The sequence below is a fragment of the Bradyrhizobium sp. T-12 genome (genome assembly GCF_058314695.1).
Map to the genome: position 1 here is coordinate 1,029,602 of NZ_CM177756.1, position 14,641 is coordinate 1,044,242.

At 65.7% G+C, this 14,641-nt stretch carries 10 protein-coding genes; 5 read left to right on the forward strand and 5 right to left on the reverse strand.

Annotated elements, in window-relative coordinates:
- The first annotated feature begins 229 nt into the window (after positions 1-229).
- Both AC0WRY_RS04950 and AC0WRY_RS04955 read left to right on the forward strand, forming a co-directional pair.
- Complete coding sequence (locus AC0WRY_RS04950; RefSeq protein ID WP_194405926.1) at positions 230-1,234, forward strand: SPFH domain-containing protein; 1,005 nt, start codon at positions 230-232, stop codon at positions 1,232-1,234.
- 52 nt (positions 1,235-1,286) lie between these two features.
- Positions 1,287-1,730: an NfeD family protein gene (locus AC0WRY_RS04955; RefSeq protein WP_194405927.1), complete on the forward strand. Its 444-nt coding sequence runs from the start codon at positions 1,287-1,289 to the stop codon at positions 1,728-1,730.
- A gap of 35 nt (positions 1,731-1,765) precedes the next feature.
- Here the strand turns inward: AC0WRY_RS04955 and AC0WRY_RS04960 are convergent, their stop codons facing one another.
- Positions 1,766-2,092 carry a winged helix-turn-helix transcriptional regulator gene (locus tag AC0WRY_RS04960; protein WP_194405928.1) on the reverse strand — a complete coding sequence of 109 codons (327 nt, stop codon included), beginning with the start codon at positions 2,090-2,092 and terminating at the stop codon, positions 1,766-1,768.
- A 73-nt stretch (positions 2,093-2,165) separates the two neighbouring features.
- Between AC0WRY_RS04960 and AC0WRY_RS04965 the strand changes: the two genes are divergently transcribed.
- On the forward strand, positions 2,166-2,717 hold the full coding sequence (locus tag AC0WRY_RS04965) for a carboxymuconolactone decarboxylase family protein (RefSeq protein WP_194405929.1): 552 nt from the start codon (positions 2,166-2,168) through the stop codon (positions 2,715-2,717).
- Positions 2,718-2,884: 167 nt separating this feature from the next.
- On the opposite strand, the gene AC0WRY_RS04970 is transcribed toward AC0WRY_RS04965, so the two are convergent.
- Positions 2,885-3,892: a KpsF/GutQ family sugar-phosphate isomerase gene (locus AC0WRY_RS04970; RefSeq protein WP_194405930.1), complete on the reverse strand. Its 1,008-nt coding sequence runs from the start codon at positions 3,890-3,892 to the stop codon at positions 2,885-2,887.
- Between the two features lie 193 nt (positions 3,893-4,085).
- Between AC0WRY_RS04970 and AC0WRY_RS04975 the strand changes: the two genes are divergently transcribed.
- Entirely contained in the window at positions 4,086-5,843 is a 1,758-nt protein-coding gene (locus tag AC0WRY_RS04975) for an outer membrane beta-barrel protein (protein WP_194405931.1), read from the forward strand.
- A 168-nt stretch (positions 5,844-6,011) separates the two neighbouring features.
- Here the strand turns inward: AC0WRY_RS04975 and AC0WRY_RS04980 are convergent, their stop codons facing one another.
- A complete protein-coding gene (locus tag AC0WRY_RS04980; RefSeq protein WP_194405932.1) occupies positions 6,012-7,463 on the reverse strand; it encodes a glutamate synthase subunit beta in 1,452 nt (483 codons plus the stop codon).
- 142 nt (positions 7,464-7,605) lie between these two features.
- The gene (gene gltB, locus AC0WRY_RS04985; protein WP_194405933.1) at positions 7,606-12,339 is read right to left on the reverse strand and encodes a glutamate synthase large subunit; all 4,734 of its coding nucleotides are present in this window, start codon (positions 12,337-12,339) and stop codon (positions 7,606-7,608) included.
- A gap of 492 nt (positions 12,340-12,831) precedes the next feature.
- Between gltB and AC0WRY_RS04990 the strand changes: the two genes are divergently transcribed.
- Positions 12,832-13,605, forward strand: coding sequence for a hypothetical protein (locus AC0WRY_RS04990; protein WP_491122736.1), 774 nt, complete (start codon positions 12,832-12,834; stop codon positions 13,603-13,605).
- A gap of 248 nt (positions 13,606-13,853) precedes the next feature.
- Here AC0WRY_RS04990 and AC0WRY_RS04995 read toward each other — a convergent pair whose 3' ends face one another.
- The gene (locus AC0WRY_RS04995; protein WP_491122737.1) at positions 13,854-14,624 is read right to left on the reverse strand and encodes an alpha/beta fold hydrolase; all 771 of its coding nucleotides are present in this window, start codon (positions 14,622-14,624) and stop codon (positions 13,854-13,856) included.
- Between the last annotated feature and the right edge of the window lie 17 nt (positions 14,625-14,641).

Genomic DNA, 14,641 nt, shown 5'->3' on the forward strand with positions numbered 1-14,641 from the left:
GGCGGGGCTGGCCGGAATTCGTTAATTTTCCCGCTAGGTCTGCGCCTGCCCGCTTTCAAGAGCCAGCCCGCAAATACATATCGAGACCATTCCCTGCCTTGGACGCCTTGTGCGGAATTGCGCCGATACCGACGTGAATTGCGACCGCTGAACCGGTAGGGTTACGCTCCCGACCAATGACAGCGCGGGAAAGGCCTTTTCCCGGCTTCTTTCCCGCCTTGGAGGAAATATGAGCGGTTTCGACATTTTCGCGATTGTTCTGGTCTTGCTCGTCATCGTCACGCTGCTGGCCGGCGTGAAGACGGTGCCGCAGGGCTATGACTGGACCATCGAGCGCTTCGGCAAATACACCCAGACGCTCAGCCCCGGCCTCAATCTGATCGTGCCCTATTTCGATCGCGTCGGGCGCAAGATCAACATGATGGAGCAGGTGATCGACATTCCCGAGCAGGAGGTCATCACCAAGGACAACGCGACCGTGACGGTGGACGGCGTCGCCTTCTACCAGGTGTTCGACGCGGCCAAGGCGAGCTACGAGGTCTCCAACCTGACGCAGGCCATCACCGTGCTGACCATGACCAATATCCGCTCGGTGATGGGCGCGATGGATCTCGACCAGGTGCTGTCGCATCGCGACGAGATCAACGAGCGCCTGCTCCGCGTCGTGGATGCCGCGGTCTCGCCCTGGGGGTTGAAGGTCAACCGCATCGAGATCAAGGATATCGTGCCGCCAGCCGATCTCGTCGAAGCCATGGGCCGTCAGATGAAGGCCGAGCGCGTCAAGCGCGCCGACATCCTCGCCGCCGAAGGCCAGCGCCAGTCGGAGATCCTGCGCGCCGAGGGCGCCAAGCAGGGCCAGATCCTGCAGGCGGAGGGCCGCAAGGAAGCCGCGTTCCGCGACGCCGAGGCCCGCGAGCGTTCTGCGGAGGCGGAAGCGAAGGCCACCCAGATGGTGAGCGAAGCCATTTCCAAGGGCGACGTCGCCGCGTTGAACTATTTCATCGCCGACAAGTATATCAAGGCGTTCGGCCAGTTCGCGGAAGCGCCGAACCAGAAGATCATCATGCTGCCGATCGAAGCCACGAGCATGCTCGGTTCGCTCGCCGGCATCGGCGAGATCGCCAAGGCGACGTTCGGCGAGAGCGCGGCTTCTGCGGCTGCCGCCGCTCGCCGCCCCGGCTCCGTGCCGCCGACCGGCAGCACGCCGCCGGCGGTGCCGCCGCGGCAGGGATAGTCACCGGCGTGCCTCTCCGACAGGGGCGCGCACCATGATAGAAGGTCGTGTCATGACCGACATGTTCGTATCGCTCGGCACCTGGAACTGGTTGATCTTCGGCTTCATCCTGATGGCGCTGGAAGTGCTGGCGCCGGGCATCTTCCTGTTCTGGCTCGGGCTCGCCGCGCTGCTGGTGGGATTGATCTCGTTTACGGTCGTCATATCGTGGCAGATCCAGCTCGTGATGTTCGCGGTGTTCGCGGCCGCCGCCGTGCCGGTGTGGAGGCGCCTCGCCCGGCCGAAGCCGGACGCGAGCGCCAGCCCCTTCCTCAACAAGCGCACCGAGGCCTTGCTCGGGCGCGAGTTCACTTTGGAGAAGCCGATCATCGACGGCTCAGGCACCGTGCGCATCGGCGATACCGTGTGGCGTGTCGCCGGTCCCGACACGCCGGCGGGCACGCGGGTGAAGGTGGTACAGGTGGATGGTGCGAACCTGACCGTCGCCGCGGCGTGATCGCTCTCACCCTCCAGGGGAGGGTAAGAGAAGCGCTATCTCTTCCACTTCTCCGCGAACCGGTGCAGCGGCATGACCATCTCGCACAATTCCCGCCCGAGCGGCGTCAGCCCGTAACCTCCGGCATCGCCAAGCTCGACGAAGCCCGCCTCACGCAGCTCCATTAGCCGCGTCTGCAGCACCGTCGGTGAGGCTTCGTCGCAGGCGGTGCGCAGCGCGCGGGAGGTGAGAGGGCCTTCGCGTAACTCCCACAGGATCCGCAAGCTCCAGCGCCGGCCGAGCAGGTCGAGCAGCGCCATGATCGGCCGGCCCGTGCGCGATCCCCGCACCGGACGCGTCGTCGTGCCTGCTTGCCTGGCCATCGTCACCCTCTTGCGAATTGCTACAAATAATGTAGCGTGTTGCTACGGTAATTGTAGCAACGAAAGACAGCGCATGTCCCAATCCTCGCCGCGCATTGCGCCGCTCACCCCGCCTTATCCCCCGGAGATAAAGGCGCAGTTCGACCGCATCATGCGCGGTGCGCCGCCTTTGACGCTGTTCCAGGTGATGGCGCGCCACGGCCGCGCCTGGGACAAGTTTCGTGCCGCCGGCCTGCTTGATCCCGGTCCGCTGTCGCTGCGCCAGCGCGAGATCGTCATCGACCGCACCTGCGCGCTGAACAGGTGCGAATATGAATGGGGCGTGCATGTCGCGATCTTCGCCGGGCCGGCGAAGATGACCGAGGACGAGGTACGTGCGACCGTACAAGGCGATGCGAGCTCGGCCTGCTGGTCCCCGGCCGAGCAGGCACTGATCGCAGCCGTCGACGCGCTGCACACCCGCGCGACGCTCGATGACGCCGAGTTCGCCGCGCTGTCGGCGCATTATGACGAGGCGCAGATCCTGGAGATCATGCTGCTGTGCGGATTCTATCGCACGGTGTCGTACCTGGCGAATGGGCTGCGGCTGCCGCTGGAGGAGAACGCGGCAAGATTTCCAGGATAAGTCTCTCCCCGTCATTGCGAGGAGCGCCTTTCCCCCCTCGTCATTCCCGGGCACGCGAAGCGTGAACCCGGAAATCCATCGTGCAGCGTCCACCGAGATAAATGGATTCCGGGCTCGCGCCCAAGCAGGCGCGCCCCGGAATGACGGCGGAGAGAAACGGGCCTGCCTTAAGCCACTCCCGCCCGCAGCAGATCGTGCAGGTGCACGATGCCCACCACCTTGCCGGCCTCGGTCACGACCAGCGTCGTGATCTTGCGGGTGTTCAGCACCTCGATCATCTCGGTCGCGAGCATCGAGGGCGGCACCGTTTTCGGCTGCCGGGTCATGATGTCGTCGACCGATGCCGTCAGCAGGTCGGGACGCATGTGGCGGCGCAGATCGCCGTCGGTGATGATGCCGACGGCCTCGTTCGCCTCGTTGACAATGCAGACGCACCCCAAACCCTTGGCCGACATCTCGACCACGGCCTCCGACATCGCGGTGCCCTCGGGCTTGACCGGGATTTCCGCGCCCGTGCGCATGTAGTCGCGGACGAATTTCAGCATCGCGCCCAGCTTGCCGCCGGGATGGAAATGCGCGAATTCGAGCGCGGTGAAGCCGCGGCCTTCGAGCAACGCGATCGCGAGCGCATCGCCGATCGCAGCCTGCATCAGCGTCGACGTCGTCGGCGCCAGATTGTGCGGGCAGGCCTCGCGCGCCCTCGGCAGCTCGATCACGATGTCGGCCGCTTGTCCCAGCGAGGATCCAGCGTTCGACGTCACCGCGATCATGGGAATCGCAAAGCGCGCCGAATAGTTCACGAGGTTCTTCATCTCCGGCTGCTCGCCGGACCAGGACAGCGCCATGATGACGTCGTCGGTGGTGATCATGCCGAGGTCGCCATGGCCGGCTTCGGCCGCATGCACGAAGAAGGCGGGCGTGCCGGTCGAGGCCAATGTCGCCGCGATCTTGCGCCCCATATGGCCTGACTTGCCGAGCCCGGTGACGATGACGCGGCCCTTGGCGTTGCGGATCAGGTCGACCGCCCTGGCGAAGGTCTCGCCCAGCGGGCCGCGCAGGGCGGCTGCGAGCGCGTTGATGCCGCCGCTCTCCGTCTCCAGGGTGCGGAGCGCGGATTCGACGCTGTCGGGGATGGGGCCGGATGATGCGGTCATCAGCGGTTTCGAGCTCGGCATGTTTTCGTCCAGGGAAGGGTAGGGCGTTCGCCCGTTGGCGCCTGCTTAGCACGGCCCGGGCAGGGAGGCGACGCGCCGGCCGCGGCCCTCAACGGGTCATTAACCATAATTGTTTTAACTCCATTAACGATGGTTCCCGCCAGCCGGTGGGGACGATCGTGAAAGTGTTTGATTTCGTTGGAGTTATTCCATCGTGGGGTCGTCTCCAGGCACCGGCCGGAGCAAGCGCGCGCTCATTCTGCGCGCGGCTTTGCCGTGTCTTGTCCCCTGTCTTGCGCTGACGACCCTCGGAAGTGCCCCCGCGGCCGCCCAGAGCCTCACGCCCGACCTGTTCAATCCCAACCGTGGCGGCTTCGCTTCGCCCGAGACGCTGCCGACGCGCCGCACGGCGGGCGTGCCGCAGGCGCCGTCGGATGCGCTGCCGGCGCTGCCAGACCCCAACGCCGATCCGCGCAAGCGGCAGCAAACGCCGGCGACCTCGCGCATCGGCCAGGTCCCGACATATGGATTGCCCGCCGCGAGCGGCGCGAGCAGCTCCGGCTACGACGCCCTCAACCGCAAGCGGCAGCAACCCAAGCTCTATCCCGGCCAGCCGAAGCCGAAGCGCGCGGCCGGTCCCGGCTCGCCGGCGCCGACCACAGCGCCGCCGCCGTCCACGCTCGGCCTGCCGAAGATTGCACCGCCGCCATCGGCGTCCGCAAACAAGTCACCCGTGCCTGCGGCGATGGCGGGCACCGTGCCCGGCCAACCGCTGCGCCGCCGCCTCAAGGCCGATGACGATCCGTTCGGAGCCGTCGGCGATTATGCCGGCAGCTTCCTGATCAAGGGCGGGCTCGAGCTCTCCGCCGGCTACGACACCAACCCGACGCGTCTGAACAAGCCGGTCGGCTCCCCGGTCTACGTCGTCGCACCGGATCTCCTTGTGGTGTCCGATTGGGAGCGCCACGCGCTGGTCGCTGACCTGCGCGGCTCGTTCTCAGGCTACACCACCAACATGCCGGCGACGATCAACGGCTTTGCCTCGCCTTCGCCGGTCGAGGCCGATCGCCCCGACTTCACCGGCCATGTCGACGGCCGGCTCGACGTCGACCGCGATCTCAAGCTGACCTCGCAGCTGCGCCTGCGCCTCGCCACCGACAATCCCGGCAGCCCCAACGTGCAAGCCGGCCTGCAGAAATATCCTGTCTACGCCGCCTACGGCACGACGGTCGGCTTCGACCAGACCTTCAATCGTTTCCAGGTCGCCGCCGGAGCCACAATCGATCGCACCGCCTACACGGATTCGAGGCTCACCGACGGCTCGACCTTCAGCAACGACGACCGCAACTTCAATCAGTATGGCGGCGTGGGGCGCTTCTCCTACGATCTCAAGCCGGGCCTGAAGCCGTTCGTCGAGATCCAGGGCGACACCCGCGTCCACGACCAGGCCGCCGATCGCAACGGCTACTTCCGCGATTCCAACGGCGGCTATGCCAAGGTCGGCTCGTCCTTCGAATTCTCGCGCATCCTCACCGGCGAAATCTCCGTCGGCTATTCCGCGCGCAACTACACTGATCCGCGCCTGAGCCAGCTCGCAGGCTTCCTGACCACGGGCTCGCTGATCTGGAATGCGAGCGGCCTCACCACGGTGAAATTCTTCACCGACACGCAGATCGCCGAGACCACCGTGCCCGGCTCCTCCGGCGTTCTCGTGCGCACCTACTCCGCCGAAGTCGACCACGACTTCCGCCGCTGGCTCACCGCCGTCGGCAAGTTCACCTACGGCACGCTCGACTACCAGGGCCAGAACCGCAACGACAAGACCTACTCGTTCGAGAACAACCTGATCTACAAGCTCAACCGCAACATCTGGGTCAAGGGCACGCTGCGGCATGACATCCTGGATTCGAATGTCGCGGGGTCTAGCTCGCAGGGGACGGTGGTGATGCTCGGGGTGCGGTTGCAGAATTAGAGTCGCCTGCTGCGCAGCGCATTCAGCGCGATCACGATGCAAGGCACCGCTCTTTCCGCTGTCATTCCGGGGCGCGCGAAGCGCGAGCCCGGAATCCATTTAAACACCGACCCTGAGGCTCGATGGATTCCGGGCTCGCGCCAAGTGGCGCGCGCCGGAATGCCTACTCTACCGCGGCAGATCCGTCTTCCCCATCAGGAACGTATCGATCGACCGTGCACACAGCCGGCCCTCGCGGATCGCCCACACCACGAGCGACTGCCCCCGCCGCATGTCGCCGGCGGTGAACACGTTCGGGCGCGAGGTCTGGTAGTCTAGCGTGTTGGCCTTGACGTTGCCGCGCGGGTCGAGCTCGACCGAGAGCAGCTTGAGCAGGCCCTCGTGCACGGGGTGCACAAAACCCATCGCGAGCAGGACGAGTTCGGCGTCGAGTTCGAACTCGGTGCCGGCAATCGGCTTGAACTTGTCGTCGACGTGCACGCAGTGCAGCTTCTTGACCTTGCCGTTCTCGCCGGAGAACTTCTGGGTCAGCACCGCGTATTCGCGCACCGCGCCTTCGGCCTGGCTGGACGAGGTCCGCATCTTCAGCGGCCAGTTCGGCCAGGTCAGGCCCTTGTTCTCGCGCTCAGGGGGAGCGGGCATGATCTCGAGTTGGGTTACCGACAGCGCGCCCTGGCGCAGCGAGGTGCCGATACAGTCGCTTCCGGTGTCGCCGCCGCCGATGACGACGACGTGCTTGCCGCCGGCCAAAATCTCCTGGACGCCGCCGAGCGGCTCCTCGGAGACGCGGCGGTTCTGCTGCGGCAGGAAGTCCATGGCGTAGTGAATGCCGGACAGCTCGCGGCCGGGGATCGGCAGGTCGCGCGGGGCTTCCGCGCCGCCGGTCAGCGCCACGGCGTCGTACTCGTTGAGCATCTCGCGCGGATCGACATTGCCGTCGGCGCCGACATGGCTGTTGTAGTGGAAGGTGACGCCTTCGCCTTCCATCTGCTTGACGCGGCGGTCGATGACGCCCTTCTCCATCTTGAAGTCGGGGATGCCATAACGCAGCAGGCCGCCGGCCTTGGCGTACTTCTCGAACAAGTGCACGTCGTGGCCGGCGCGCGCGAGCTGCTGCGCGCAGGCCATGCCGGCCGGGCCCGAGCCGATCACGGCGACCTTCTTGCCGGTCTTGACGGCTGCGACCTCAGGCTTCAGCCAGCCATTGTCCCAGGCGCGGTCGACGATCGCGCATTCGATGGTCTTGATGGTGACCGGGTTGTCGTCGATGTTGAGCGTGCAGGACGCTTCGCACGGCGCAGGACAGATGCGCCCCGTGAACTCCGGGAAATTGTTGGTCGAGTGCAGGTTGCGCGAGGCCTCTTCCCAATTGCCCTGATAGACGAGGTCGTTCCAGTCGGGGATCTGGTTGTTGACCGGGCAGCCGGGCGTGCCGGGCGCCACCGAGCCGGTGCCGTGGCAATAGGGAATGCCGCAATTCATGCAACGCGCGGCCTGGTCGCGCACCTCTTTCTCGGAGAGGGGAACGACGAATTCCTTGTAATGCTTCACGCGCTCGGCGACCGGGGTGTACTTGCGGTCGCGCCGTTCGATTTCGAGAAAACCCGTGATCTTGCCCATTAAACCCGAAGTCCCTGCCGCTTAGGTTTCTTTTCCGTCGTTCCGGGATGCGCGCGCCGCGCGCTGACCCGGAACCTGGAGGTTATCTTTGCGAGATTCCGGGTTCGCGCTTCGCGCGCCCCGGAATGACGCGAGGTGAGAATTACGCCCCGATCGCGATTTTCGGCTCGGCGTCCGCGTTGGCGGCCATTTCGCGCAGCGCGCGCCGGTACTCGACCGGCATCACCTTGCGGAATTTGGGCAGCCAGTCCTTCCAATTGGCGAGGATGTCGGCGGCGCGCTTGGAGCCGGTGGCTTTCGCGTGGCGCGAGATCAGGACGTGCAGCCGCTCGACGTCGGAGGCGAGCAGGTTCTTGAACACGTCGACCCGGCCATGCGCTTCGAGGTCACCGGAGTGGTGATAGGTGCCGGCGTTGATCAGCTCTTCCGACAGCACCGGCTCGAGCTCGACCATCGCCATGTTGCACAGCCTGTCGAAGTCGCCGGTCTCGTCGAGCACATAGGCGATGCCGCCGGACATGCCGGCCGCGAAGTTGCGCCCGGTCTTGCCGAGCACGACCACGATGCCGCCGGTCATGTATTCGCAGCAATGATCGCCCGCGCCCTCGACCACGGCGACCGCGCCCGAGTTGCGCACGGCGAAGCGTTCGCCGGCGATGCCGCGGAAGTAGCACTCGCCCTCGATCGCGCCGTACATCACGGTGTTGCCGACGATGATGCTCTCTTCAGGCACGATGGCCGAATTTCTCGGCGGCTTGACGATGATCTTGCCGCCCGAGAGGCCCTTGCCGACATAGTCGTTGCCTTCGCCTTCGAGCTCGAAGGTGACGCCGTGGGCGAGCCAGGCGCCGAAGGCTTGTCCCGCGGTGCCCTTGAGGCTGACATGGATGGTGTCATGCGGCAGGCCGGCATGGCCGTAGATCTTGGCGACCGTGCCGGACAGCATCGCGCCGGCCGAGCGGTTGGTGCTGTTGATCGTGGCCTCGATCTTCACTGGCGCGCCGCGGTCGAGCGCAGGCTGCGCCTTCTCGATCAGCGAGCGGTCGAGCACCGCCTCCAGATGATGGTTCTGGCGCTCGGAGTGATAGATCTTCTGACCCTTCTCTTCCTTCTGCTTGACGAACAGCTTCGAGAAGTCGAGCCCCTTGGCCTTCCAATGCGCGACCAGCTTGGTCTGGTCGAGCAGTTGCACCTGGCCGACCATCTCGTTGAAGGTGCGGAAGCCGAGCGAGGCCATGATCTCGCGGACTTCCTCCGCGACGAAGAAGAAGTAGTTGATCACGTGCTCGGGCTGGCCGGTGAAGCGCTTGCGCAGGACGGGGTCCTGGGTCGCGACGCCGACCGGGCAGGTGTTGAGATGGCACTTGCGCATCATGATGCAGCCGGCCGCAATCAGGGGCGCGGTGGCGAAGCCGAACTCGTCCGCGCCGAGCAGCGCGCCGATCACGACGTCACGGCCCGTGCGGAAGCCGCCGTCGACCTGGACCACGATGCGGCTGCGCAGCCGCTCGCGCACCAGCGTCTGGTGGGTTTCGGCAAGGCCGATCTCCCACGGCGAGCCGGCATGCTTGATCGAGGTCAGGGGCGAAGCACCGGTGCCGCCCTCGAAGCCCGCGATGGTGACATGGTCGGCGCGCGCTTTCGCAACGCCCGCGGCGACCGTGCCGACGCCGATCTCCGAGACCAGCTTGACCGAGACGTCGCCCGCCGGGTTGACGTTCTTGAGGTCGTAGATGAGCTGCGCCAGATCCTCGATCGAGTAGATGTCGTGGTGCGGCGGCGGCGAGATCAGGCCGACGCCCGGCGTCGAGTGCCGGACCTTGGCGATGGTCGCGTCGACCTTGTGGCCGGGCAGCTGGCCGCCTTCGCCGGGCTTGGCACCCTGCGCCATCTTGATCTGCATCATGTCGGAGTTGACGAGATACTCCGTGGTGACGCCGAAGCGGCCAGAGGCGACCTGCTTGATCGCCGAGCGCATGGAATCGCCGTTCGGCATCGGCTTGAAGCGGTCGGCTTCCTCGCCGCCTTCGCCGGTATTCGACTTGCCGCCAATCCGGTTCATGGCGATCGCGAGCGTGGTGTGTGCCTCGCGCGAGATCGAGCCGAAGCTCATCGCACCCGTGGCGAAGCGCTTGACGATGTCCTTGGCCGGCTCGACCTGGTCGAGCGGGATCGGCTTGCGCTTCTCTTCCTCGGCGTTCTTGATCCGGAACAGGCCGCGCAGCGTCAGCAAACGCTCCGACTGCTCGTTGAGGATCTTTGCGAAGGCGCGATAGCGCTCCTGCGAATTGCCGCGCGCGGCGTGCTGGAGCAGCGACACCGATTCCGCGGTCCAGGCATGGTCCTCGCCGCGGCTGCGATAGGCATATTCGCCACCGACATCGAGCGCGGTCTTGTAGACCTGCGCGTCCCCGAACGCATCGGCATGACGGCGCACGGCTTCTTCGGCGATCTCGCCGAGACCGACGCCCTCGACGCGGGTATGCGTGCCGGCGAAGAACTTTGCGACGAAGTCGGCCTTGAGGCCGACCGCGTCGAAGATCTGCGCGCCGCAATAGGACTGGTAGGTCGAGATGCCCATCTTGGACATCACCTTCAGGAGGCCCTTGCCGATCGACTTGATGTAGCGCTTGACGATCTCGTAGTCGTCGAGCGAGCCGGGCAGGCGGTCCTTCATCGCGATGATGGTCTCGAACGCGAGGTATGGATTGATCGCTTCCGCGCCGTAGCCGGCAAGGCAGGCGAAGTGATGCACTTCGCGCGGCTCACCGGATTCGACGACGAGGCCGACGGAGGTGCGCAGGCCCGTGCGGATCAGGTGATGATGCACCGAAGCACAAGCCAGCAGCGAGGGGATCGGCACCCGGTCGGTGCCGACCATGCGGTCGGACAGGATGATGATGTTGACGCCCTCGCGCACCGCGCTCTCGGCGCGCGCGCAGAGCTCGTCCAGCACCTGGTCCATGCCGGCCGCGCCGAGCCCGGCGTGGAAGGTGGTGTCCAGCGTGCGCGACTTGAAGTGAGTGTCGGCCACGTCCGAGATCGAGCGGATCTTTTCGAGGTCCGCGTCGGTCAGGATCGGCTGGCGCACTTCGAGGCGCTTGGTGGTGGCCATGCCCTGCAGGTCGAACAGGTTCGGCCGCGGCCCGATGATCGAGACGAGGCTCATCACCAGCTCCTCGCGGATCGGGTCGATCGGCGGATTGGTGACCTGCGCGAAGTTCTGCTTGAAGTAGGTGAATAGCGGCTTGGCCTTGTCCGACAGCGCCGAGATCGGCGTGTCGTTGCCCATCGAGCCCGCGGCTTCCTCGCCGGTGGCGGCCATCGGCGTCATCAGGATGGCGATGTCTTCCTGGCTGTAGCCGAACGCCTGCTGGCGATCGAGCAGCGAAAGGTTCGAGCGCACGCCCGTCGTCGGGACCTTCGGCAGCTCTTCGAGGACGATCTGGGTCCGCTCCAGCCACTCCTTGTAGGGATGGCTCTTGGCGAGCTCGGCCTTGATCTCGTCGTCGGGAATGAGACGACCTTGCTCGAGGTCGACCAGCAGCATCTTGCCGGGCTGCAAGCGCCACTTGGTGATGATCTGGTCCTCGGGGATCGTCAGCACGCCCATCTCGGACGCCATCACGATGCGGTCGTCCTTGGTGACGAGATAGCGCGCGGGCCGCAGGCCGTTGCGGTCGAGCGTGGCGCCGATCTGGCGGCCGTCGGTGAAGGCGATCGCGGCGGGGCCGTCCCATGGCTCCATCAGCGCGGCATGATATTCGTAGAAGGCGCGGCGCTTCTCATCCATCAAGGGATTGCCGGCCCACGCCTCCGGGATCATCATCATGACGGCGTGCGGCAGCGAGTAGCCGCCCTGCACCAGGAATTCGAGCGCGTTGTCGAAGCAGGCGGTGTCCGACTGGCCTTCGTAGGAGATCGGCCAGAGCCGGTTGATGTCCTTGCCGTACAGCTCGGAGCTTACAGAGGCCTGCCGCGCCGCCATCCAATTGGTGTTGCCGCGCAGCGTGTTGATCTCGCCGTTATGCGCGATCATGCGATAGGGATGCGCCAGCGACCAGGCCGGGAAGGTGTTGGTCGAGAAGCGCTGGTGAACCAGCGCGAGCGCGCTCTCGAAATCCTTCTCGTGCAGGTCGGGATAGTACTTGCCGAGCTGGTCGGCGAGGAACATGCCCTTGTAGATCACCGTGCGGCAGGACATCGAGCAGGGGTAATAGCCCGCAAGCCCGCGGTCGCGGCGCTGGTAGATCGCCTGCGAGATCGACTTACGCAGGATGTAGAGCCGGCGCTCGAAATCGTCCTCGGTCTTGGCGGTGCCGTTGCGGCCGATGAACACCTGCATGCAGGCAGGCTCGGTCGGCTTCACGGTGACGCCGAGCGAGGAATTGTCGGTCGGCACGTCGCGCCAGCCGAGCAGGGTCAGGCCCTCTTCCTTGATCTGGTCGGCAATGATGCTCTTGATGACGTTGCGCCAGGCGGTGTCGCGCGGCATGAACAGCGCGCCGATGGCGTATTCGCCGGGCTCCGGCAGCGCGAAGCCGATCTCCTTCGCCTTGCGGCTGAAGAAGGCGTGCGGGATCTGCACCAGGATGCCGGCGCCGTCACCGGCGCGCGGGTCGGCGCCGACGGCGCCGCGGTGCTCGAGGTTGCAGAGGATGCTCAGCGCGTCCGCGACGATCGCGTGCGACTTCTGGCCCTTGATGTTGGCGATGAAGCCGACGCCGCAGCTATCCTTCTCCAGGCTCGGATCGTACAGGCCTTCGGCCGGAGGGCGCGAATTATGCTCCTGGATCGGATCGGTCGTTTTCGAGGCGACCGTCGCCGACAGCTCTTCTGCCACGATGCTTGCGCGCTCGAATTGCGACCCGTTCATTGTTCCAATCCTCTCCATGCGGCAAGCTGCCTCACCGCCATCTTCGGCGCACCTTGGGCGTTCCGCGGCACCCGCCTCTGGGTCACCGCTCGTCCGCTAGCGAGCCGCATTTTCTTAAATTCAGGCCTAGGCGTTCTTCGTCCCCGAGAACGGCTTTGCCTGTTGCCTTCTTGGTGCTCGAGAGCACCGACTTTCGCTGCAATCCCTATGCCGGAACCGCAAGCAAAATTGAGACAGTCTTCCTGTCCTAACCATCACCTTGCCAAATTTTTGTCTAGCACACAAGCGTGCGGAAGTCCCGATTCCCGATATGTCAATCAATCGCTTTCCGAAAGTTGCGCAGCCTCGATTTCGGAGCAAACGCGCCCCGATCCGGCCCTGTGGGCGCCGAAATCCCAAATGAAGCTTCGCCTCAGCCCTTCGAACCGAGCGCCACGCTGCAAGAAGCGAAAGAGCGCGAGGCATTCGAGGGCCGACAGGAGCGTATCGACCATGAAGTTTTTCACAGGATGTGTGGCCGCTGCCACGCTGGCGCTGGCCGCAAGCGCGGCTCAAGCCCAAGTTCCCGCGAACGGTATCGCAGGAGGGGGCATGATCGCGGTGTCGGATTTCGACGGCCCCTCCGCGCCGCCTGAAGCCGCCGCGCCACCGCCGCCGCGCTACGGCTACGGTTATGGCTATGAGGAGCGCGGCCCGGCGCCCGCGCCGTTGCCGGCCACCGAGGTCTATGCGGTTCTGCGCGACAACGGCTTCTCGCCACTCGGCATTCCGCGCTTGCGCGGTGGCGTCTACACCATCGCGGTGATTGACCGCCGCGGCGACGACGGGCGGCTCGTGATCGATGCCCGCGACGGGCGGATCATCCGCTTCCTGCCGGCCGCCGATGCCTACGGCATGGCGCCCGCCTATGAGGACCGCGCGGTCGCCCCTTTCGGCCCGCAAACCGCGCTGCCGCCGCCGACCATGGTCCGCAGCGGCCCGCCGCGCCCGCCGGCTGCGATCCCGCATGTCGCATCTCGCGCCGTGCCGCTGCCCAAGGCAGCCCCACGGCGCAGCGAGACGCCGGTCGCCGCGGCGAAGCCGGCCGAGCCAGTGACGCAGCAGCAGGCACCGGTCCCGCAAGCTCCCGCACAGCAGACCGCTGCCGTGCAGGCAAAGCCTGTCGAGGCCGCACCGCCGGCCGCCGCGCCGACTGTCGGTCAAGCCAAGCCGGCGCCTGCGATCCTGCCGACACAGGACATGCCTGCCGCGCAGGGGCTGGATTAGCGCTGTCCGTTTGGCGCGACGGCGTCAGCCGCACCCAACGCTGTCATCCCTGCGAACGCAGGGATCCGTACCGCGTGATCTATCGGTGGGGATGAGGTGCGAGTACCGGTCTGCTGGTCTTCGCCAAACTGCTCCCTGTGGTTATGGGTCCCTGCGTTCGCAGGGACGACAGCGGTAATTGCGGAGAAGTCGGGCCAAGCAAAAAGCGCCTGAGCAATTCAGGCGCCTCCCGCATTTCAGCAATCACCTCAGCTCCGCGGATACCCCGCCGCCTCCAGGATCAGGTTCGCCACTTCCTTCGGGTGCGAGACCAGCGAGAGATGGCCGGCATCGAGCTCGACCGTGGTGGCGTTCATGCGCTTGGCGAGGAAGCGCTCGAGATCGGGGTTGATGGTGTAGTCGTTCTTCGAGACCGAGTACCAGCTCGGCTTCGCATGCCACGCCGCTTCCGTTGTGCGGCCGGCGAAGATCGAAGACGCGGTCGGCCATTGCACGGCGTAGAGCTCCTTCGCCTGCTCCGGCTTCACGCCGTTGGCAAAATACTTCAGGAAGGCATCTTCCGAGAGTTTTGTGGTGCCATCGCGCTCGACGATGCCGGCACGAGCAGGGCCCGCGGGAAACTGCTTCGACAGCGCGACGAAATCCTCGTTCGCATCGGGGGCGCGGGCTGCGACATAGACGAGGCCGGTCACTTTCGGGTCGGTGCCGACCTGGCTGATCACGGTGCCGCCCCAGGAATGCGCGACCAGCACGGTCGGACCATCCTGCTCGGCCAGCGCGCGCTTGGTCGCTTCGACGGAGTCGGCGAGCGATGACAGCGGATTCTGCACGGCCGTCACATGCAGGCCCGCGGCCTGCAGGATCGGGATCACCTCGGACCAACTGGAGCCGTCGGCCCAGGCGCCGTGCACCAGCACGACGTTGGTCGCCTTCACGGTCTGCGGTGTCTGTGCGTGAGCGAGGCTGATAGGAGCCGCCAGCAGGCTCGCGGCGACGAAAAGGCTGCGCCAAAAAGTCATGATCGTTCTCCGTCTTG

Coding starts and splice junctions, on each gene's coding strand:
- AC0WRY_RS04990 (WP_491122736.1), top strand. CDS start 12,832: ATGAAGTTTTTCACAGGATGTGTGGCCGCTGCCACGCTGGCGCTGGCC.
- gltB (WP_194405933.1), bottom strand. CDS start 12,339: ATGAACGGGTCGCAATTCGAGCGCGCAAGCATCGTGGCAGAAGAGCTG.
- AC0WRY_RS04955 (WP_194405927.1), top strand. CDS start 1,287: ATGACCGACATGTTCGTATCGCTCGGCACCTGGAACTGGTTGATCTTC.
- AC0WRY_RS04950 (WP_194405926.1), top strand. CDS start 230: ATGAGCGGTTTCGACATTTTCGCGATTGTTCTGGTCTTGCTCGTCATC.
- AC0WRY_RS04980 (WP_194405932.1), bottom strand. CDS start 7,463: ATGGGCAAGATCACGGGTTTTCTCGAAATCGAACGGCGCGACCGCAAG.
- AC0WRY_RS04995 (WP_491122737.1), bottom strand. CDS start 14,624: ATGACTTTTTGGCGCAGCCTTTTCGTCGCCGCGAGCCTGCTGGCGGCT.
- AC0WRY_RS04960 (WP_194405928.1), bottom strand. CDS start 2,092: ATGGCCAGGCAAGCAGGCACGACGACGCGTCCGGTGCGGGGATCGCGC.
- AC0WRY_RS04965 (WP_194405929.1), top strand. CDS start 2,166: ATGTCCCAATCCTCGCCGCGCATTGCGCCGCTCACCCCGCCTTATCCC.
- AC0WRY_RS04970 (WP_194405930.1), bottom strand. CDS start 3,892: ATGCCGAGCTCGAAACCGCTGATGACCGCATCATCCGGCCCCATCCCC.